A 19,361-nucleotide genomic window follows, 5' to 3' on the forward strand; every position below is an offset into this window, starting at 1 on the left:
TCGCCCAACCTGCGCTTCGCTGCTGGTGATCTTTCCGTGACTCGCCGTGAAAATGCCCGAACTTGACGCCTGAGAACAAGCCTGCGTGTTTCCCGTCGAGCTCCAGCCCGCTCGGCGGTCGGGACACCACAGCGTTCAGCCGGGACCGGAGCAACTCGCTCCCGCCACGACTCTGATCGCAAGCTGTGCGTGTGAGGCGCGGGCTTTGTGGCCGGGGCCGAAAACCGTCACCACCATCGAAACGCGTGGGTCGCCAGTCGGGGAACGTTTGCGACATCAACGCCGGCAGCAGCGGCTATTTGACTTCGATCGTAACCTGCTGGTCGCCGGGCGCCACCTCTTGGCGGAGCGGAGACGTGCCGACGGTGGTGTAATCAGGCCCGAACCGCACCTTCACACCCCTCCCGTCTGCCGACGCAGCGAGCCGTTGATCGGAGAGCGTCACGATGTGGCTTCCGACCATGGCCCCAGGATGGGCGCCCTTGCCCCGCTCGCGGTACTCCAGCTGGAACCGTCCCTCGGAATCGGTCAGGCCGGATGAGGCCGGACCCTCAACCCCCTGGGCCGGCACAAACTGAACCATCACCTCGGGCGCGGGGGCGCCATCCACCAGCAGCTGACCACTAACTTGGCCGACGTTTAACCCCCTGCTGCATCCCGCCGCGAGCAGCAGGGACGCGAGCAGCATCGCGGGGTGCACCCCCCTGCTACTGCGCATCGATGACCTCCTCGCCCGCCCGGGTCGAAAGGCTTTGAAGCGTGACTAGGTCGATGTCTTCCGCCAAGAAAGTCGCAGAGCCGTCGCAATTGACGAACCCAGAGACCCCCGGATGGCCGCTGCCCCAACCGTTGAAGCGGCGGTCTTGAGAAAAGAAGCTGTTGCTTGAACTCTGAAAATCCTCGGCCAAGAGGTTGATGCCGACTGCTGAGGAGCAGAACAGCGCCGCCATCCCCTTGGTCCCCCCCATCCATGCCCACGGAGATACCTCGTGCATCTTCATCCCGCTGTTGTTAGAAGTCCACGTGTCGAAGAAAGGGTCCGCGTGATACTTCTCACCGATCAGAAACGTCTTCGACGAGCCATCGGTGATGTTCCGCATCCTGATAGGCTTAAGATTCTGATGGTTCTGCACCAGGCTGTGCGGTGCTTTCAGGGTGGCATCGGGCCCCGTCAAGAAATAGACGCCGTTGGGCTTGATCGCGAACTGCGAGTTCTTGAGGTAGTAGGAACCGGTGCCGTAGTTGCCCGCGTAGCTTGTGGGTGAGTAGTAGCCCGGCGCGTTCCCGGAAGCGCTGCCGGAGGGAAATGCCGATGGCGCGGTCCGAAACTGAATCAGCTTGGACTCAAACTGGTCGGACGGGCAGACAAGGACTCCGATCTCGGTCGCCGCCAACGAGATCGCTGGGTCGTTGGAAACATTCGCGAGAGAGGTCTCAAAATCCCACCGCGAGTAGACCGTCTGCTCTTCGAGGTAGGGGAGCAGCTCGATCAAGAACGTGCTCTTTGTGTAGTTGTTCGTCGGCCGCATCTCTTGACCGATCGGGAATGAGCCGGCCGTGTCGTGGTGGTTGATCGACGCAAGCCCCAACTGCTTGAGTTGGCTCAGGCACTGGGTGCGCCGAGCTGCTTCGCGGGCGCTCTGCACGGCCGGCAACAGCAACGCCACGAGGATGCCGATAATGGCGATGACGACAAGCAACTCAACCAGAGTGAAGCCTTGTCGAGATCGCCACGCCGTGAGCGTGGATGTCATAGAAACTCGGAAGATCTAAGGTACACTGAGCAACCGCACAATCGAACTGGGCGGGGCGCCAGAGCGGGGCTCGCGAAGCTCATCGTCTAGGTGGGAACGCTACGATCCAGGTGGGACAACCATGCAGCCTCACTCCAAAGACGCCGCCGCGTCTCGTGGCCTTGCAAGCAATGCACTCTCCGGCAGCCTGCGTCGCCACCTAGGAGGTTACCTGTCTCCTGCCTGAAAAGCAATCACCAAGAGCAGACTATTTGGCGTGTTCTCCGACGGCGGGTCATCCGCGCGACCCGTGAGACTTCCCGTCCTAACCGAGCCTATCTCACGACGCCGTTGGATACGGTCCGTCTCGTCAACAAGCTCCTCCCAAAACCGTCGTACAGCGGCGCGTGACGATCCTCGGCCCTCGGGTAGCACATCACCTCGCGACGGCCGTCGTTCGCTGCGTCGCTGCGGGTCTTGGCTAGTGTCTCCACCCCCCCTGCCCTTTCCTTTGCAATCTTCCGCGTTCTACATCCGCGTGGGCAGGCGCGCCCGGGCCGCAGCTTTGGGCGTCGACGCCGCGCATGGTTGCCCGGCATTGCGGCTGGGTCAGAGAACGTAATGCGGGCGAAACTCCGCCCGCACAATAGCTACGCGCGGGAGCAACGTCGCTCAGGTGATCATGTCCCACCCAGTGTAATCGCCCATTGCACCGTACTGCATGCAGTGCTCACCGCTATACCCTCGCGAGTCGGCCGCGACGCTTCTTGCCGTGAATAATGCAACAGCAAGGCAGAACGGCGGCCATCCGCAAAAAGAGCCGGCGGCGATTAAGATTCCGTGAAACTTCCCGAATTTTACTTCCCCGCCGGTGCATTCGTCGTTAGTCTACCGGCATCAGCTGAGGGTGCGATGTGCACGCCCTCTCCCCGCCTCGCCCCGGTTCACCCCTCCAGGGTTGCCGGTGCCCCCCCTAACCTGGAGAAAGTCTAATGCTTGGGAAATTGAGTTGTGCTGCGCTGTGCGCAGCGCTCGTATCGTTCGCCGGCGGCGCCGCGGCCGACCACATCTGGATCAACGAGTTCCATTACGACAACGACGGTGCAGACGCCAACGAGTTCGTTGAAGTCGCCGTCCGGTCCGGCCCCGCGTTCAATCCCGCTGATTTCTCGGTGCAGCCCTACAACGGCAACGGCGGTGCCACGTACGGCACAGCTCAGCCCCTCTCGGCATTCACCGTCGGCGCTACTTCCCCGATCGCAGGAAGTGTCGAGTCGGTCACGTTCTACAGCTTCGTCTTCACCGGCACCGACTCGAACGGGCTTCAGAACGGCGCGCCCGACGGCCTCGCACTCGTTAATACGGTCACGCCGTCAGTCGTTGAGTTCCTCAGCTACGAAGGCTCGTTCATGGCGACGAATGGACCCGCCATGGGCGCGACTTCGGTCGATATTGGCGTCTCAGAGACAGACGACGGCGTCCTGACCTCGCTTGGGCTGGTCGGCGCCGGATCCTCTGCCGCCGACTTCACTTGGGCGCTGATTGCGGACGGCTCTGCGACGCCTGGCGCCGTCAATACCGGTCAAACCTTAGGCCCGGCTGCAGTACCCGAACCCGCCAGCATCGCCCTGATGGCCCTCTGCGTCGCCGGCGTTGTGGGGATGCGATATCGCCTTGGCTAACGGCGAGAGGTCCTAGCGATCGTTTGCAGCCGCGGGTCGCCAGCCCCGCGGCTGCTTTAAAGGAGAAAGGTCATCCCGCAACTTCGTATACTGCAGTTCCGCTCGGTTCAAATAGCACGATAGGAAGATTCTATTATGAGGCTCGCTCAGCTTATTGGGTGCCTATCGGCCACCCTTGCGTTTGCAACCCCAGTTTGCGCCGTCGAACTCGCAAGGGCGGTAACCCCGACGCTCTCAGGCGAAACGAACGTCACAGGTTTCTCGATCGGAACTCCGACGGGGTTCCTCGCCCCGGTTTATACCTACTGGGTCGATTTCGCGGGCTCGGGCGACACCTTTGGCTACTCAGCACGTTTTAACGTTGACAACCCGAGTACCGACCCCATCGAGATCGATCCGGCATTTGCCTTGCTCGACGATACTGCCGGAACATTTCCGACGGACATGGTCGGGATCGTCAAGTCAACCGATTTTGATAATTTCTTTGGCATCAGCGACACCGTAAACCCCGACACCAATGGACCGGCCACGGGAGGCACGGCTGTCACGGAGACCGCTCTGTTCACGGCGACATGGAGCTTTGACGTGTCCGCGGCGGTGGGCGGGCTGACGATTGGAATTGACCTAGCCGCGATGGGAGACTTTGAAGCCACGGGGAGCACGGCGGATATGTTCGCCTTCTCATACTCGTTCGACGGTGCAAACTTTGTTGATTTCTTGCCGACGGTTGTTAGAGAAGACATCGACAATGCTTCCTATACCCTCGAAGCCGGCACGGTAGTGCTGCTCAACGACCCCGTAGAGGCCGACTCCACGCTGCTGACCAACGAGTTCCGTACGTTCAGCAGCTCAATTGGAGCGGCTCAATCGTCGACCCTTTCGGTCCGCTTTACGGGCCAAACTGATGCTGCGGCTGAGGGCCTGGCGTTTCGAAACCTCACGGTTTCTGACAACGACATCAGCGCCGGCACGGTGGGCGACTACAACAACGACGGCGTTGTCGACGCCGCCGACTACACCGTTTGGCGCGATAACCTGGGCCTGGATGGCTCTGGACTTTCCAACCGCGACCCCTCGCAAACAGGCCCCGTTGACGGCGCCGACTACAGTTTCTGGAAAGGCACTTTTGGCCAGCCCGCGGTCGCCGCCATCGCCGGATCGTCGGTCCCCGAGCCCAGCACGCTGTTGATCGCCCTATCGGCCGGTCTGGCGCTCGTCGGCTCTCGTCGGTTTGCAGCTTGCTGAGACCGCCTTTCTATTGAACTGCTACCGCGAGCGGGCGCCGGGCCTCTAACCCGACGCCCGCTTCTTTGCTTGCTAGGCCTGTTTGGTTGTTGGTTCACTGCATCAGTCAGACATAGCCTTCTCGACCGTCGCATTGACGCGTATTGGGGAGGATCCCACCTGTGGTGGACGTCCGTCTCAGTCCTTTCCCGTCTCATGATCGTTGACGTGCTTCTTCATCGTCTCGATCGACTTCGGCACGCCGCGGAGTGTGCCGCCCCGGAGCCGCTCGTTGGTCAGTTCGGGATCTGGCGGGTTGATCTGGCCGAAAGCCACCGGTGAGTCGTCGACCATAGCACAGACGGTCAGCCACCCCCGACAACCCAGCTCGGAACTCCTGCGGTCCCTCGGGATGCATTGCCCACACCCGCGTCTGTTCGGCGGCGTATCCCTGTGGCCCTAGGTTGCGGGCGGCGTCGCGATAGACCTCGGCATCGAGTTCGGCGTCGGCTGACATGTAATCTCTGAGCGTCATCGTGTCTGGTGAACGTCTCGCGGACCGCCGCTCACGTTCAACCGCCTGTTCCGCGCTTTTCGTCTTCGCCATGTCGTCCTGTAGTACGCCCTGTCGCCCTGCAGGACAAATGGGACCTGAATTTGGAAGCTATTGCTCAACCATGTTGCCGAGCGCACCGACCACTGTTATCGAACCTGCAGCCGCTCGCTGCTAGTGCACTGCGTCACTATTGCGTGAACATAAAGTGATCCCCCGGCGTAGCATGATGAGGCCTCACATCTCACCGGACGGAGCCTTGGCCATGCGGGTAGCGGTTGCGATCACGTTGACGGACGACGAGCGGAAGACACTGATGAAGTGGAGCCGCGGGCGCAGCACGCCGATGCGGCTGGTGAAGCGGGCCCAGGTGGTGCTGTTGGCCGCGGCCGGGAAGACCAACTTGGAGATCGCTGAGCAGGTGGGCATGGCGCGTCGGCCGGTCGGGTTGTGGCGGAAGCGGTTCGCCGAGGGTCGGCTGGCGGCGATCGAGAAGGACGCCCCGCGGCCAGGCCGCCCCAGCCCCGAGCGTGACTCGCTGACGCGACGGATCCTCGAAGCCACGACCCAGACCAAGCCGAAGCAGGCCACGCACTGGAGCACCCGCTCGCTTGCGGCGGAGCTGGGGGTGAGCGACGCGCGGGTCGCCCGCGTGTGGCGGGCGCACGGCCTGCAGCCGCACCGCGTCAAGACCTTTAAGGTGTCGAACGACCCTGACTTCGCCGAGAAGGTGCACGACGTGGTCGGCTTATACCTCAACCCGCCGGAGCACGCGATCGTGCTGTCGGTCGACGAGAAGACGCAGGTCCAGGCGCTCAACCGGACGCAGAGGGGGCTGCCGATCCATCCCGCCTCGGCGGGACACTAAACTACCACCGGCTGAAGCCGGTGGGTTTGGACGTTCCGTGAGATTCGGACTGAAGTCCTCAACTCACGATGGTGGAGTAACTTGGAATCGGTCGTCACCATCGCTTGGTTCGGTGCCGTCCTGCCCGCGGATGTACGCCGCAATAGCCTCGTCGGTCACGTTACCGCTGGTCGCCACGAAGTAGCCCCGCGCCCACAGATGCCGACCCCAGAACCGCCTCTCAATGTGCTTGAACTCCATCATCAGCTTCCGCGACGTCTTCCCCTTGATGGACTGCATAATCTTGCTCGGCGAGAGTGTCGGCGGGCACGACAGCAATACGTGCACGTGATCGAGCGACACCGACCCCTGCAGAATCTCGATGTCATTGGTCCGGCAGACCTCACGCACCAAGTCCCGAACCCGTGTGCCTACTGCACCCGAAAGGACCTGCTTCCGGTACTTCGTCACCCACACGAAGTGATACTTGATGTCATAGCGGCTATGCGCACCCGTGCGGTAGTTCTCCATCCACCCAATATATGAACCTAAAGGCTTCGCCTGAAGGCGAGGGTTTCAGACCCATCGCAGGGACAATGACACACGACTACAAGCGGCACGGCACGACGACGCTGTTCGCGGCGCTGAACGTCGCCGAAGGAGTCGTGATCGACAAGTGCATGAAGCGGCATCGTCATCAGGAGTGGATCGCCTTCCTTAAGGAGATCGACGCGCGGACCCCGGCGGGGCTCGATCTGCACCTGATCGCCGCCCCCCGTCCACAAGAGAACCGGCGCGACGCACAAGCACCCCAATATGCAAAGCTGGCTGAAGCGTCACCCGCGATTCCACATGCACTTCATCCCCACCAGCAGCAGCTGGCTGAACCTGGTTGAGAGGTTCTTCGCCGAGCTGACCAACAAGCGGCTCCGCCGCGGCACATTCCGCAGCGTGCCTCAGTTGATCAAAGCGATCAAGCAGTACGTCGAAGATCACAACAACCACGCGAAGGGCCTGAGATGGACGGCGACCGCAGAGGAGATCCTCGCCAAAGTACGACGCGCCAGGGCTACGCTCGATAAGGTCACGTCTGATTGATGCAGTACACTAGCTTGAAAGGGATGGTTACTTGGTCTGCAGTGATTGCAGCGGTGGGCCGCTGTCGGGCCAAGTTCGCATTCGCGGAGCGGATTAGCATCCACCGGCCGGCCGTATACCGAGCCGCGTTGGAATTACGAGGACCGTTTCGCTCGGCCGGTCTGTTGCAGTGCGTGGTTATTCGGCAGCCCGAGCCGACGTTGCGCTCGCCTTTGTTCCAGCCCGGACATCACCAAGGCGCGAACTGAATCGGGTAGGCAAGCAAGTTGCCAGGCCCACTCCTCGTTAGCGGGCATGCCGGCGGCTTCTACCGCCTTCGCACCGTAAATCACCGGCCCCAAACAGTGATCGGCGAAGTGGGCGGTTGCCACTGCGTGACCCGCCGCCCGCGCGACCGCAACAGCCGCTGTGACGGTCGTCTCTCGCGCCGCAGCGTGCGCAGCAACTGCCGCTCGCTGTGCTACGCCGGTTTTAATCTCGCCCCGAACCCACGATCTTCCAATTTCGATTGCGTGCTGCGGCCTAGAATCCAAACTGTGACGCCGAAACATTGGCAACAAATGTTCCGCGCAATCAAGGGCCCAGCCCGCAAGCAGCCGGTGGTCGATGAGTGCTAGTGGCCCGCCACGATGGGCCGCGATGAAACGCTTGTCGCGCATCAAACTCCGCCTGCAGGAAAACTCGGCTGTAGGAAGTTTCTAGCTATCACCTGTAGGCGGCAAACGTGCGGCCTGTCACGCGGTCAGCTACTTGTCATAGTTCAAGTTCTAGCTGATGATTGCTTCGTCGTCACCCCGCTTTCTGCGTTATAGGACGCCCCCGCGTAGCGCTCCTCGAGGCCGACGGCGAGGTCCGTCGGCTGGGCGCCGGACGCCGCATTTTTCGCGATTTTCTTGGGTGGCGGACGCATCAACCGCGGCGGCCCAGAGGTCCGGCTAAGTCGCAGCGGTGGACATCACTTCGTTCAGGTCTGGCTCCGGCCAAGCGGCTGACAATTGACCGGCTTCGGCGGCTCGGCGCCTAGAGCGATCTGCGGAGGTCTTGGCAGTGTGGGGACACCGCTGCGAGATGGCCGAGCCGATGGTTGATTGATCCGTTGACTTCGCTCCTGGAGCAACCCGCGCCGGCACCTTAGAACCGCAGCGCACACGGTCGCCCTCCAACTACGCCGCTCCGCCTTCTCGCTCATCGCCTCCTCCTTCCTGGGACAGGCCCAGGATTCTAGCAAGGAAGGAAGGCGACGCTAAGAAATCTGTGCTGCGTCCCACGGCGCACGCAAGATATCGATCTGGTTCTGGACGGCGCGATTGTCGCCGCCTGACGCGCGATCGGCCCGCGACGCCCATCGCTGCATCTGGGGCCCCGATCGGTCTTGAATTGGTCACCGCTTCGAGGCGCGAGTTGCCCACCACCAACACGTCGGACCTCAAGGTCGAGCTGTTCGAGTGGAGGGAAGACCCTCTCGATCGCGAGCGGCTCGCACGTCGGCGCCCGCAATCTGATGGCGGCCCAGTACGACTTGCTGGACTGGTCCTACGCCCAGCGGTGGTGTACGGCGATTGGGACCCACGAGTCCCTTGCGGCGCTGCGGGTTCGGCTGGTGGTTTGAGCGGTTCTCTCGCCTAGCGGGCCCGCTGCCCACCGGCGGCCGCCGAGCCGGGGCAGGCGGCGAGGCATCGCTAGAGTCGGCGAGGCGCGGCGAAATCGTCCAGGCTCAACTATGTTGTTAACAACAAACTTACCCTCCTCTGATGGCTAAAAAAAAAGCCTCCCCTCAAGCGTGCTCCCCCCTCCCCCGCCGGCCGCGCGGACGCAGCAGCGCCCGCGACGGCCCGCCGGGATTGGAACCGACCGGATCACCGAGCCCTGATCGTGGCGCCCTGCCCTCTGCCTGCCGACCGCTACCGCCGCCGCTGCACCCGTCGCCTCGGCGCCGGCCTCGACAAGGCCCGCTTCTGCTGCGCGAGCCTGCAACAGGCAAAGACTCCCCCTACCGCGAGCACGACGACGGTCGGCCAGAACGCGGTGGTGAACAGCACGGCCAGAACAACGCACGCCCAGAACACGACCCCCCGCGGGGGCGGCCGCGTCCAGAACTCGGGGCGCGGGGCCCCTTGGTTTTCATTACCCAACAAGGGTTGCCTCCTTGGCTCGAGGGGTTGCAACAATAAGCTCGCTCGCCAGCAGGTTGAGCGACAGGTCGGCGTCCAGCGGCTGCTGGCGCAGCCAACGGACGAATTGGGAGAGCATCAGCCCCGCGGTCATGCCGGCGGCGTAGATCGTCGACCGCGCCGTGCAGGCGCCCGCCTGGGCCTCGTGCTGCGGGAAGAGCGTGGCCGTGTAGTGCGCGCGGCTGGCGCCGTCACACGCAGTAAGCACCCGCAGGGTCTCGCCCCGCATCCGCCCGTCGGCCCAGAAGCCGACCAGTCCGCCGCCCCCCCGCCAGATGGCCGCGCGGGCGTCGATGGAGTCGACGCAGCAGAAGGCCGCGTCCCCCAGCCGGGTCGCCGGGCGCCAGCGGTCCTGCACGGCGTCGACGTTGACCTCTGGATCGATCGCCAGCACCGCGTCGCGGCACGCATCCACCTTCCGGCGGCCGACATCGCCGCGGGCGTACCCCTGCGTCGTGACGTTGCTCGCGTCGACCTTGTCAAAATCCACCAGCCGCAGCCGGCGCACGCCGAGCGACGCCAGCTGCAGGGCGACCTGTCTGCCGACGGCGCCGACGCCGACCACGGTAACATCCAGTGCCGCCAGCCTTGCTTGCGGCACCAGCTGCGTCTGCCGCACGAAGCGGTCTTCCTCGGCTTCTGTAAACATCGGGCTCCTTGGGCTTGGTTAGTCTGGGGGGCAGCTCCAGAGCGCCTCCGCGGCCTCCGGGTCGATCCCGAAGAGCCGCTCACCCAGCCCCTCCAGATCATCCCAGTCGGGCTCGGGCTCGACGCAGGCGGCGTACTGGGCGAGCCACGCCGCGTGGTCGCTGCCGCCGAACGGCTCGTCCCACGCGACCCGCACGGGGAGCCGCTGGCTGGCGCCCGGGCCGGCGCTGACCCCCAGCCGGGCGTACCAGCCCCCGCCGCGGGCCAGGATCGCCATCACGGCCCAATCGGCCGGCCCGAACACCCGGGCGAACGTCGCCTCGTCGGTCCCGCTCGGGTGGGGCGAGGCGCCGGGGTGGGTGTGGAACCAGATCCGGCCGAACTGTTGGGGGCTAAGCCCGGCGTCGGCCTGCTGGTCGAAGTAGTCGGCCACCGCGGCGTCGTCGAACGCTACGCTCACCGCGCTGCACGCCTGCCGGACCGGCGTTACGTCCCGCACCAAGAGCAGGTCCTCGGGGTCCGAGACGCCGAAGCAGCCGATCTCGGTCGGGCCCGCGTCACGCAGGAACCTGAGCTTGGCCCACGCGTGGGGCGTCAGCCGCAGCGACCGTCGGGGCCGTGTCCTTGCTCTCTTGGTCTGACTCTTTCTCTGCAGTACACGCATCACAAACTCCGTCGGTTAGGCATTGGTAGCAGCAGGTCCTCTCGCAGTCGCTACAGGATTCCAGACACGCCCGGCAGTGGTGCTCGCCGCAGCCCGAGCACTCCCCGCGGCAGCCGTGGCAGAGGCCCTCGCCGCAGCCCTCGCAGGCGCCCGAGCAGCCGTCGCACACCTCGGCGTCGCAGCGTCCGCACAGCGACCGGTCCTCGTCGTCGACCAGCACGCCGCAGTCGCTGCAGGGGGTCCCGTGCCAGCGGTCGAGGTCGACGTACGCGCTCGACGCGTTGTAGGTCTGCAGGATCTGGCGGACGATCAGCACGTAGTCGTACAGCCGCCCCTCGAGGGCGGCCGCCTGCAGCACGGGGCCCCCCTCCCCTTCGCACAGCCGGTCCTCAACGACGTGCGGGTGGGTGACGCTCTGGTTGGACCCCGGGGCGTGCGGCTCCATCGCGATGACCAGCAGCTGGGGCTGGTCGCCGCCGAGCGTGCCCCAATCGAGCGACAGCAAGAACGGGCCGAGAGCGACCCCCTCGAGCGTGATCGGTCCGGTCGCGACCAGCAGCCGCCGCTGCGGGAGGTTGATCTCGAGCTGCGGGAACTCTTCGTCGATGGCGAGCAGGTCGCGGTAGAGGCCCCCGAGCGTTGGCGCCTGGCACACCCGCCGCTCTCGGCACAGGCGATCGGCCTGTGAGGTGGCCGTGACGGCCAGGTCGCGCAGCGCCCGCTCGAGCCGCGGGCGGAGCCGCCTCGAAGCCGCGCCGTAGTGATGGCGGCAGGCGTGCCGCATCATGCGCGTGAGCCGCGCGACGGCGTCGATCGGCAGCGGCTCCGCGGGCAGCGGCAGGACGTCTTGGCGGCGGGCGTACTCCTCGGCGATCGCCGAGGCGGCCCGCCACAACATCTTCTGGCGTGGGTTCATGGGATGGCCGCTTCGCGGCGGGGCTGGGGGCTAGGGGCTGGGTAGGCAGTGGCCAGCAAGCAGGCATCCGTGCCCGCCGCTGACCGCTAAGGACTAATACCTAAGACCTAACGCCTTCCTTAGGCCCCTTCGATCTTCACCGGCGTGAAGCTGATGCGGTCTCCTTCTTGGAGGACCTGGTCGGCCGGCGCCGGCAAGCGGTTGACGCGGATCAGGTAGTTCTCGGGCCGCGGGTCGCGAACCTGCCGCTCGAACAGCTTGCGGACCGACGTGCCCGGCTCGATGTGCACGTAGTCGGCGAAGCCGGCGCCGTCGTTGTTGATGACGAGGATTTTCACTATTGGACTCGGGGGTTGGGGGATTGCCGCGGACGGGGTGTGTCGCTGCGCGACGGGGCTGGGGACGGGGGGCTAGGGGTTGGGGACTGGGAATGGCGTCGACTCATCACTCATCACTCATCACTCATCACTTCGCTGTAGCGGGCTTGCCAGGCGTCGTCCCAGTCGAGGTAGCTCTCGTGGGCGATGTCGGCGGCGAGCGGGTTCACTTCTTCGAAGTCGTACGCCTCGTCGAGGACGACCTGCGGCTCGGGGTCGTGGCAGACGTCCAGCGGGGCGGCCAGCGAGAAGCCGAGCCGGTCGATCGTGCGGCGGGACTCGCCCGTGGCGTGGGAGACGGCGGACAGCAGCTGGCGGTGGGACATGACGGACCTTTTGTTTGGGAGTGGGGGTTGGGGGGGTCGGTAGTGCGGAGGGAGATCCGCACGGTGCGCAGCGGCGCCGTTGGCGCCGGGCGTGTCGTGCAGTGCAGCTGGGCGCTACCTAGAGGCGGCTTCGCAGCAGCCAATCGCGTTCGGCCTGGAGGGCCTCACTGCGATGGGCGAACGGGCCCAAGAGCGGGCCGTCCACAGGAGAAAGATCTGCCAGCCAATGACCGAGCGGGTCGGGCTCGACGTTGCTGGCCCGGTTGATGGAGACGCGGCCCAGAGTGGCCAAGTCGAGCGTCTCGTCGTACAGCGTGGTGATCGTCCCCTGAGGTCCGACCACCAGGTGCAACGCTTCCACTAGGCGCCACGCCGCATCACGCGGCGGCGGGGGCGGTCGACCAGCAGCGACTCCAGGGACTGGGCGACCCGCCCCAACCCTTCGGCCGCCTGCCCACGGAGCGACGTGTGGTTCCGCAGCCCCTCGGGCCGCACGCCGGCCAGCACTGCCTCGGCCTCTTCGACCAGCTCATCCAGCTCGCCAGAAGTGCTGAGCCGCAGGCAGCGGAACCGCTCGAAGAACGCCTGCAGGTTCTCGACCGCCGAGTCGCGGAACACCTTCGGCTTGCCGTCGGCCTGGCCCTCCAGCCGCTCGGCCAGGTGGCTCACCAGCCGCTGCAGCTCTTCGCCAAACGCCTGCTCGGCGAGGGCGACCGCTTCTTCGAAGCGTGCCCGCGTGCGCTCGCACTCCCGCTGGTACAGCTCGGGTGACAAACGACGCAGGTACTCCGGGGGCTCGACCGACGGAAAATCCCACTCAACCGCAAAGAGCCCGCCGAGCCGTTCCGGGTAGTCGCCCGACTCGAACAGCTCTCCCAGTCGGCGGCGGGCCGAGTCCCGCAGCTCGCCATAGACCTCGTCCAGTTCCTGCACGGCTTCATTCAGCTCTTCGCGGTAGCCCTCGAACCGATGCTGCAGCGTCTCGACGTCGCCGCGACGCACGAGGCGGACCCCCGGCTCGGGGAACGGCAGCGAGACCCCTTTCCAGTAGGCGACGGCTTGGCTGCGCACCGCGGAAACGCCGCGGTACTTGGGGTGCCGGGTGTCGAGCAGCTTCTTGCCGGCTGACAGAGAATCGCCGGCGGCGCCAAACGCCTCGGCCGCCTGGGCTTTTTGGCCCGCCGAGAGGGTCTTCTTGGCGCCGAACCAGGTGAACGACAATCGTACGGCCGCGGTCTCCAGCCGCAGCCGCTCTGGGGGTGAAGGAGGGGGCGCCTCGCGGTGGTTGGGAGGCGGGGCTTCGAGTAGTACAGACATGGAGACTCCTTCGTGGTTGGTGAACGGTGGAAGCTGATCGCTAAGAGCTAAAAGCTCCTTCACGGGGTGAGCCCCTTCAGCTCAAGCAGCACCGCGAGTTCGGCGCCCAGGTCGGCCCCCGACCACCGCTTGTCGGGGTTCCAGAACGGCTCGTCCCGTGCGTCGCGGTCGAGGTAGAGCCGCTCCTGCACCCAGCGCGCCAGATGCTCGAGCTCCGCGCGATCGAGTTCGCCCGGGTCGCGGACGCCGCGTTTTGCGGCGGGGGTCAGCAGCTCGCCGTGGCCGCTCTGTTCGATGGTGTGCTCCAGGTCGCTCCCCCACAACGCGTGGATGCCAGCGGCCTCCATCGACTGCACGGACGGCTGCTGCGTTTCGGCGGCCTGAGCGTCCCAATCAACGATCAGGGCGCGGACGCCCGGGGAGTTGGCGTACGCCTCTTGCACGACGCCGCCAATGACGCTGAGGACGACGGTGATGTCCAATCTGCCTCCTTAGGGATATTCGCCCGTTAGTTGTTAGACGGGTCGCTACGCAGCGCGCGGCGACGCTTGGCGGTGGGCGCCGGTTGGCGATAAACGCCCGGCGAGTCGGCCGAGAGGCAGCGGCCGCTGGCCCAGCCCCGCAGCCGGGCGACCGACTCGGCCGCCGTCGAGGCGATGGGCACCACGTGCCTGGCCGCCTCGACCAGCGGCAGGTCGAGCAGCCGCGCCAGCCGGCAGCACGAGCGGACCTCGGCGCCGGTCCAGTCGTCATCCGCGGGACGGCGCTGGCCGGGGGCGATGCCTAGCGACGTGCGGTGGATCTTCCAGATCGCGTCTTTCTGCTGCCTCCCGGGGAGGTCGAGGAAGAACACCGCGTCGAACCGCTCGGCCCGCGTCAGCTCGGGCGGCAGCCGCGAGACGTCGTTGGCGGTCGCTACGACGAACACGTCCGACTCGTGGTCCGCCAGCCAGCTCAACAGCGAGCCGAACAGCCGCGACTGCACCCCGGAGTCGCCGGTCGAGCCCCCGTTTTGGCCGCCGACGCCGGACAGGGCCTTGTCGAGCTCATCGACGAACAGCACGCAGGGCGCCATCGCGTCGATCGACGCCAGTGCCCCGCGCGTCCGCTCCTCGGTCTGGCCGACCAGTGAGCCCATCAGCCGCCCCACGTCCAGCACCAAAGTCGGACGCCCCGTCTCGGCGCCGATCGCCTTGGCGATGGCGCTCTTGCCGGTGCCGGGGATGCCCAACAGCAACACCCCTTGAGGGCGGATGCTGGCGCCTGACTTGCTGTCGCTGGGCCGGGGACGCAGCGCCCGGCGACAAAACCCCTTCAGCGACTCGAGCCCGCCGAGCTGGTCGAAGGAGCCGCCGCCCCGGTGGAGCGTCACCAGGCCCCCCTGGGCGAGCGTCTGGGCCTTGAGCGACCACAGCGTCTCGGGGGTGAGCCGCCGCTGGCGCACGAGGCTCAGCGCGAACGCCCCCTCGGCCTCGTACCGCGACAGGCCGCTGGCCGCATCTATAAGCTGCTCGAAGCCGGGCCCCTTGGGCAGCTCTCCGCGCTCGGTGGCGACGCCGCGGGCGATCTCTGCCAGCTGCTTCCTGTCGGGCAGGGCGTGCTCGATCACGACGAACAACCGTTCCAGCTCGGGCGGCAGCTGCACCACCGGGGCGATCACGACCACGAACGTCGATCGCCGGCGCCCTTCTTCGACCTGGCGGGTGACGGCCTGCACGACTTCTACCGAGCTGAGGTAGCGGTGGAAGTTGGGCAGCACCAGCAGCGTGGCGCCCGCGTCTCGGGGGGCGTGGTCCAGCAGCCGCACTGCAGAGACCGGGTCCGAGGCGGTCGCCGGGACGGCGGAGACCGTGCCCCACGCGCCCAGCTCGACGTCCCAGCCCCACGCCCGCCAGTTCTCGGCGCGGCACAGCGTAGCGATCTCTTCGAGGGCGTCGGGGTGTTCGTGGCTGGTGATCCACAGCCCCGAGAAGCACGCCCGCACGTGCTCCTGGAGGGTTTCGGAGAGCGACATACTGGCTCCTTGGCTAGAACAAGAAATGGCGAGCGGCTGAAGTGGTTAGGACGGGTTCGTGTAGCCTCCAGCAGAAAGGTGGGTCGGGACACTCACGGGTTGCTGGAAGAAGGCAGGGGTGAGCTGCTCCGACTGCCGGACGCCCAGGGCCGCCTCCAGCAGCCGGCTGGCTTCCTGGCAGGCGGCGCCGGCGTAGCCGCGGGTCTCGATGCGGGCCTCGCCCTGGGGCGAGACGATGATTTCGATCGTCTTCATGCGGCGCCCTCCATCTGGACCACCAAGCGGATCGAGCCATCGGCGATGGGCTCTTCGTGCACCGCGTGCCCGCTCCGCCGGGCGACGAGCGTGGCCCGCTCGACGGCGTAGCCCTGCAGGAACCGGTCGAGCTGCCGCGGGTCGCCCCAGCGGCCGCCGTAGTGGTCGTAGCGGAGCGTGCCGGTGGGGAGCTCGCACACCACGGGGTAACGCCACGCGGGGAGCGTGACCGCCAGGCCGGTCGCCTCGCTGGTGAACAGCCGGTGCGTCCCTTCGGTGGGGGGCGGGAGCTGGAGCCGCCGGCAGGCGGCCGTGACCGACTCCCGGCAGCGGACCTCGGTCTGAATCGTGACGATGTGACTCATGCGTTCTCCTCGGGATGGTGGTGGAGACGGGGAGAGAGACGTTGGGTGGAATCACCGCGCAAGAGCTCTGGAAATGGAGAACCGCTTCGAAGCGACTCCCGCACGACGAGTGCTACGAGCTCCTGGTTGCCGTCGTCTTGGCGTTGGCCGAGCAGCAAGATCGCGACGACGCCGAGCGTCAGCAAGACGATCAGGACGACCCCTGCGCCACGCACCGCGAGGGCGAGGGCCGACTCGGTGCGACGCTGCTGGGCGATCTGCCGCCGCTCCGACTCCAGGTCGTTCCAGCCGCCGGAGAGCTCTCGGCGTTCGGCCTGCAGGTCGCTGTGGACCGCGACGATCTGCCGGGTCGCCTCGGCCGACTCACGCGTCACGCTCGCCATCGCCTCGTTCTGCGCCGCTTGACGGTCGGCCGCCTCGCGGGCGACCTGGGTGACGCGGTCGTCTTCGCAGCCGACGCTCGCCAGCAGCAGCATTAAACTCAGAAGCAGCATCCTTGGGGTTCGGTTCACGGGGCCTCCTCGGGTTCAAGATCAGGTTCAGCAGTCGCTCGAGGGCCCGCCGCAGGCGGGTCTCTCGCACGAGGCGTAACGCTAGCAGCACAACTGCTAGCGAGAGCGCCCAGACAATCGCGTTGGACAAACAGGCCTCCTTGGATCGCGGGAGGGGCTAAGAAGACGGCAGGCAGCCGTTCGGGGAGACGGGAGAGTGGGTCACGCAGAGAGAGGAGAGCGGCGAGATCGACTCCGATGGCTAAACCCCGCTCAAGTACTTATTGCGCAAATCCGGCGATTCTTTAGTGGGCTAGGCGTTGTTCGGCCGCCGCACGGCAACGCCCCGTGGCGTCGGCCGGCGGCTCGAACGCCACGTTCGTCGCTGCGGTGGTGACCACGTCGTTGGCCAGCGAGAGCACGCCGCGGCCGGACGAAGCAAGCCGGCCGCCGCTCGCCGGACGGTCCTTCGGCAAGTAGACCCCGCCGGTTGGGGGGCGTAGCGGACGCGCACCACCGGGCTGTGAGTGGTATTCGAAAAAGGTTCTTGCTCACTCTTGGTGAACGCTTGGGCTCGTTGCGAGGTGTTTGTTGGTCGTCGGAAGAGTCTGCGAGTCCACGGTGGCCGGCGGAGAATGCCCACCCACGCTCGGCGAAGCTCTCCTACGCCGCATTAAGAAAGCGGATCCGCAGCAGGTCGAAGCCCGCGCGGCCGTACATCTGGCGTTTGATCATCTTGAGTCGGTTGACATGGCCTTCCGTTTGACCGTTGCTCCACGGAGAAGTGAAGGCCATTGGCGCCGCGGCCAAGTCCCGGGATAGTCCATGGCGAACCGTTGGATCTCACGAGGCGCTGTCGCGCGCGGGGCCCGGTTCAGCCAGTCGTCGAACGCCTCGCCATCCTGAGTGCGCATCGCTTCCAGAAACAACCGGGCCAAGTCGATCGCTTCTGACCAGCTTTCGCCGAGTTGCGAAATTCGGAGCACGACTGATCCGCCTTCTGGCGTTCGGTCCTTCGGCGGCTGGACAAGAAGCCACGCCAGCTGGTCGGCGGACAGCCCCTTGGTGGCGCCGCCGCAACTGGCGGCGACCGCCGCTTGGCGGTCTCGGTTCGCGTTCCGCCATGGCGCTATCCTATCGCAGACGGCATCGTACGATCCTGGGTAACCCAGCGAGCGGATCTCGTTGTACAGCATCCGCCCGTTGTAACAGCCTTGTTCCCATCGCTGCTTCATGTGTTCGAGAAATGCGTCGGTAAGCCGCGTTCGCGCCGGTACGACACGCTCCGGGAAGGAGTCCGCCTCCACATATCCGCGAACAGTCACCGCGTGGATGCCAAGCAGACGGCCTATCTGCCGGTTGTCGAGCCCCTCACGGTGGAGCCGTCGCGATTCTTCGTAGCGATGTAGACGCTGTTGCCGGCGCGCCTTGCTGAGCTGCTCCTTGATCGCTTGTGGGTTCGTCGCGGTCGATGAGTCGCCTTGATCGGGCGCCGACTCGCTGAAGGCGACAGCTCGCCACTCGCGAGAGCATCTCCCCAGCCAACGCACCAAGGCTTCGCGTAGGTTGCAGAGCAGATGCCAACGATCGGCGACCTGCAGCGCATGGGGGGCCCCTTCGCTAGCCCCTTGCCGGTAGTACTCCCCCCTGTCCCGATTGATAATCTTCACCCCTGAATGCTTCGATAGCCAGGCACTCAGCGACTCTTTACTCCGCTCCGGAAGCAGATCAATCGGTCGGCGACGAACCAAGTCGCAAAGAATAGTTCCATAGGTCGCCCTCTTCCTGAAGGCGAAATCGTCTACGCCCAACACCTGCGGACAAGCTGGCTTCTCGTGTCCCGCCCGACGCAAGAGTCGGAGCAGGCTATCGCCGCTGGTCGCCATGCCGAGGCGGTTGGCCAGTCGGGCGCCTGGCAGACCACCGCAGGCCATGGCGATCGCCCGCAGCGCCTCCTCCGATCGCGTCGTCTGACGAGCATGCGGCTGAGCGACTTTCGGGAGACGCTCGGTGAAAACCCGCTGCTGGCGCCCAGCGTTCCGGCAGAACAGCTTCCGGCTGCGCCACACAAGCCGAACCTGCAGCCCGTGCCAAGGCAGGTCCTTCAAGTTCCGGACGCAACCGTTCACACCCCGTGCAGGAGCGACGGCGGGTCCCTGCGGTGGAGTTGTGCGGTGATCGCTTGGGTGAGGTAGGTTAACGGGTTGCGGGTTTGTTGTCGGCAGGTCTCGATGACGGTGAGCATCCGCTCGACGAAGCGGCTGCCGGCGGCGCTCTGGGTCCCGAACGAGAGCTTGCGCCAGATCACCGCGTGCCGCAGGGCCCGCTCGCTCGAGTTGTTGGTCGGCTCGACCCCCTCGACATCGACGAAGCTCCACAGCCACGCGCGGTTCTTGTGGAGCCCCTCGCACATCCCCATCAGGCGTGGGTTGCCGCTGAAGGCGCCCCGCAGCAGCAGGGCCTCGACCTCACGGCGGAACGGCGCCATCTTCTGCCGCAGGCCGCGGCGGGTGAGCGTGCCGTCCCGCACTCGGCGCCACCAACAGAACAGCGCCTCGGTCGGCCGCATCAGGTCGCGCCCCAACCGTTGGGCCTGGGGGTCGGGCGAGTCGATCAGCGCCTGAAAGTCCCGCTGAAGGTGCGCCCAACACCACTGCACGCGCTGGAGCATGAGGTACAT

The 19,361-nt window shown here is 65.8% G+C and carries 22 protein-coding genes and 3 pseudogenes; 4 read left to right on the forward strand and 21 right to left on the reverse strand.

The genetic code is table 11. The annotated features are described in order from the left end of the window. Nucleotides 1-295: 295 nt before the first annotated feature. Nucleotides 296-718: a hypothetical protein gene (locus Pla175_RS14700; RefSeq protein ID WP_145286423.1), complete on the reverse strand. Its 423-nt coding sequence runs from the start codon at nt 716-718 to the stop codon at nt 296-298. Further along, complete coding sequence (locus tag Pla175_RS14705) at nt 708-1,754, reverse strand: DUF1559 domain-containing protein (RefSeq protein WP_145286427.1); 1,047 nt, start codon at nt 1,752-1,754, stop codon at nt 708-710. The genes Pla175_RS14700 and Pla175_RS14705 overlap by 11 nt, the downstream gene beginning before the upstream one ends. A gap of 971 nt (nt 1,755-2,725) precedes the next feature. Here Pla175_RS14705 and Pla175_RS14710 point away from each other — a divergent pair. Next, nucleotides 2,726-3,415 carry a PEP-CTERM sorting domain-containing protein gene (locus Pla175_RS14710; RefSeq protein WP_145286430.1) on the forward strand — a complete coding sequence of 230 codons (690 nt, stop codon included), beginning with the start codon at nt 2,726-2,728 and terminating at the stop codon, nt 3,413-3,415. 135 nt (nt 3,416-3,550) lie between these two features. Continuing rightward, the gene (locus tag Pla175_RS14715) at nt 3,551-4,660 is read left to right on the forward strand and encodes a hypothetical protein (protein ID WP_145286434.1); all 1,110 of its coding nucleotides are present in this window, start codon (nt 3,551-3,553) and stop codon (nt 4,658-4,660) included. Between the two features lie 177 nt (nt 4,661-4,837). Here the strand turns inward: Pla175_RS14715 and Pla175_RS26080 are convergent, their stop codons facing one another. After that, nucleotides 4,838-4,993 (reverse strand): hypothetical protein, encoded by a 156-nt coding sequence (locus Pla175_RS26080; RefSeq protein ID WP_197526848.1) that lies wholly within the window; start codon nt 4,991-4,993, stop codon nt 4,838-4,840. A 545-nt stretch (nt 4,994-5,538) separates the two neighbouring features. Between Pla175_RS26080 and Pla175_RS14720 the strand changes: the two are divergent. Beyond that, nucleotides 5,539-6,054 (forward strand): annotated as a pseudogene (locus Pla175_RS14720) (IS630 family transposase); the annotation flags it as partial. A 69-nt stretch (nt 6,055-6,123) separates the two neighbouring features. On the opposite strand, the gene tnpA reads toward Pla175_RS14720, so the two are convergent. Next, nucleotides 6,124-6,570: an IS200/IS605 family transposase gene (gene tnpA, locus Pla175_RS14725; RefSeq protein ID WP_145286440.1), complete on the reverse strand. Its 447-nt coding sequence runs from the start codon at nt 6,568-6,570 to the stop codon at nt 6,124-6,126. 56 nt (nt 6,571-6,626) lie between these two features. Here tnpA and Pla175_RS26585 point away from each other — a divergent pair. Then, nucleotides 6,627-7,137 (forward strand): annotated as a pseudogene (locus Pla175_RS26585) (IS630 family transposase); the annotation flags it as partial. 134 nt (nt 7,138-7,271) lie between these two features. On the opposite strand, the gene Pla175_RS27165 reads toward Pla175_RS26585, so the two are convergent. The 17 genes and pseudogenes from Pla175_RS27165 to Pla175_RS26830 all read right to left on the reverse strand — a co-directional run bounded on the left by Pla175_RS27165 (nt 7,272) and on the right by Pla175_RS26830 (nt 19,361). After that, nucleotides 7,272-7,796, reverse strand: coding sequence for a putative immunity protein (locus Pla175_RS27165; protein ID WP_391527841.1), 525 nt, complete (start codon nt 7,794-7,796; stop codon nt 7,272-7,274). Nucleotides 7,797-9,038: 1,242 nt separating this feature from the next. Further along, nucleotides 9,039-9,272: a hypothetical protein gene (locus Pla175_RS14740; RefSeq protein WP_145286448.1), complete on the reverse strand. Its 234-nt coding sequence runs from the start codon at nt 9,270-9,272 to the stop codon at nt 9,039-9,041. Continuing rightward, on the reverse strand, nt 9,262-9,957 hold the full coding sequence (locus Pla175_RS14745; protein ID WP_145286451.1) for a ThiF family adenylyltransferase: 696 nt from the start codon (nt 9,955-9,957) through the stop codon (nt 9,262-9,264). The genes Pla175_RS14740 and Pla175_RS14745 overlap by 11 nt, the downstream gene beginning before the upstream one ends. An 18-nt stretch (nt 9,958-9,975) precedes the next feature. Next, nucleotides 9,976-10,620 carry an MPN domain-containing protein gene (locus Pla175_RS14750; RefSeq protein WP_145286455.1) on the reverse strand — a complete coding sequence of 215 codons (645 nt, stop codon included), beginning with the start codon at nt 10,618-10,620 and terminating at the stop codon, nt 9,976-9,978. Next, nucleotides 10,514-11,536, reverse strand: a complete 1,023-nt coding sequence (locus Pla175_RS14755) for a hypothetical protein (RefSeq protein WP_145286458.1) — start codon at nt 11,534-11,536, stop codon at nt 10,514-10,516. The genes Pla175_RS14750 and Pla175_RS14755 overlap by 107 nt, the downstream gene beginning before the upstream one ends. Nucleotides 11,537-11,655: 119 nt before the next feature. Further along, nucleotides 11,656-11,874 carry a molybdopterin converting factor gene (locus Pla175_RS14760; protein ID WP_145284818.1) on the reverse strand — a complete coding sequence of 73 codons (219 nt, stop codon included), beginning with the start codon at nt 11,872-11,874 and terminating at the stop codon, nt 11,656-11,658. Nucleotides 11,875-11,987: 113 nt separating this feature from the next. Next, entirely contained in the window at nt 11,988-12,239 is a 252-nt protein-coding gene (locus Pla175_RS14765) for a hypothetical protein (protein WP_145286461.1), read from the reverse strand. Between the two features lie 118 nt (nt 12,240-12,357). Then, entirely contained in the window at nt 12,358-12,600 is a 243-nt protein-coding gene (locus tag Pla175_RS14770; RefSeq protein ID WP_231953910.1) for a hypothetical protein, read from the reverse strand. Beyond that, entirely contained in the window at nt 12,600-13,556 is a 957-nt protein-coding gene (locus tag Pla175_RS14775) for a hypothetical protein (protein WP_145286464.1), read from the reverse strand. The genes Pla175_RS14770 and Pla175_RS14775 overlap by 1 nt, the downstream gene beginning before the upstream one ends. A 59-nt stretch (nt 13,557-13,615) precedes the next feature. Further along, nucleotides 13,616-14,038 carry a hypothetical protein gene (locus Pla175_RS14780; protein WP_145286466.1) on the reverse strand — a complete coding sequence of 141 codons (423 nt, stop codon included), beginning with the start codon at nt 14,036-14,038 and terminating at the stop codon, nt 13,616-13,618. 26 nt (nt 14,039-14,064) lie between these two features. Next, nucleotides 14,065-15,570 (reverse strand): AAA family ATPase, encoded by a 1,506-nt coding sequence (locus Pla175_RS14785; RefSeq protein ID WP_145286469.1) that lies wholly within the window; start codon nt 15,568-15,570, stop codon nt 14,065-14,067. 45 nt (nt 15,571-15,615) lie between these two features. Continuing rightward, entirely contained in the window at nt 15,616-15,825 is a 210-nt protein-coding gene (locus tag Pla175_RS14790) for a DUF2997 domain-containing protein (RefSeq protein ID WP_145286472.1), read from the reverse strand. Next, nucleotides 15,822-16,190: a DUF1257 domain-containing protein gene (locus Pla175_RS14795; protein WP_145286475.1), complete on the reverse strand. Its 369-nt coding sequence runs from the start codon at nt 16,188-16,190 to the stop codon at nt 15,822-15,824. Before Pla175_RS14795 ends, Pla175_RS14790 begins: the two co-directional genes overlap by 4 nt. Continuing rightward, nucleotides 16,187-16,702 (reverse strand): hypothetical protein, encoded by a 516-nt coding sequence (locus Pla175_RS14800; RefSeq protein ID WP_145286478.1) that lies wholly within the window; start codon nt 16,700-16,702, stop codon nt 16,187-16,189. The genes Pla175_RS14795 and Pla175_RS14800 overlap by 4 nt, the downstream gene beginning before the upstream one ends. A gap of 284 nt (nt 16,703-16,986) precedes the next feature. After that, on the reverse strand, nt 16,987-17,157 hold the full coding sequence (locus Pla175_RS26090) for a hypothetical protein (protein WP_197526850.1): 171 nt from the start codon (nt 17,155-17,157) through the stop codon (nt 16,987-16,989). A 414-nt stretch (nt 17,158-17,571) separates the two neighbouring features. Beyond that, nucleotides 17,572-18,810: pseudogene (locus tag Pla175_RS14810) on the reverse strand (ISL3 family transposase); the annotation flags it as partial. Further along, nucleotides 18,807-19,361 (reverse strand): IS66 family transposase, encoded by a 555-nt coding sequence (locus Pla175_RS26830; protein WP_145286487.1) that lies wholly within the window; start codon nt 19,359-19,361, stop codon nt 18,807-18,809. The pseudogene Pla175_RS14810 and the gene Pla175_RS26830, both read right to left, overlap by 4 nt.

Source organism: Pirellulimonas nuda (genome assembly GCF_007750855.1).
GTDB lineage: Bacteria > Planctomycetota > Planctomycetia > Pirellulales > Lacipirellulaceae > Pirellulimonas > Pirellulimonas nuda.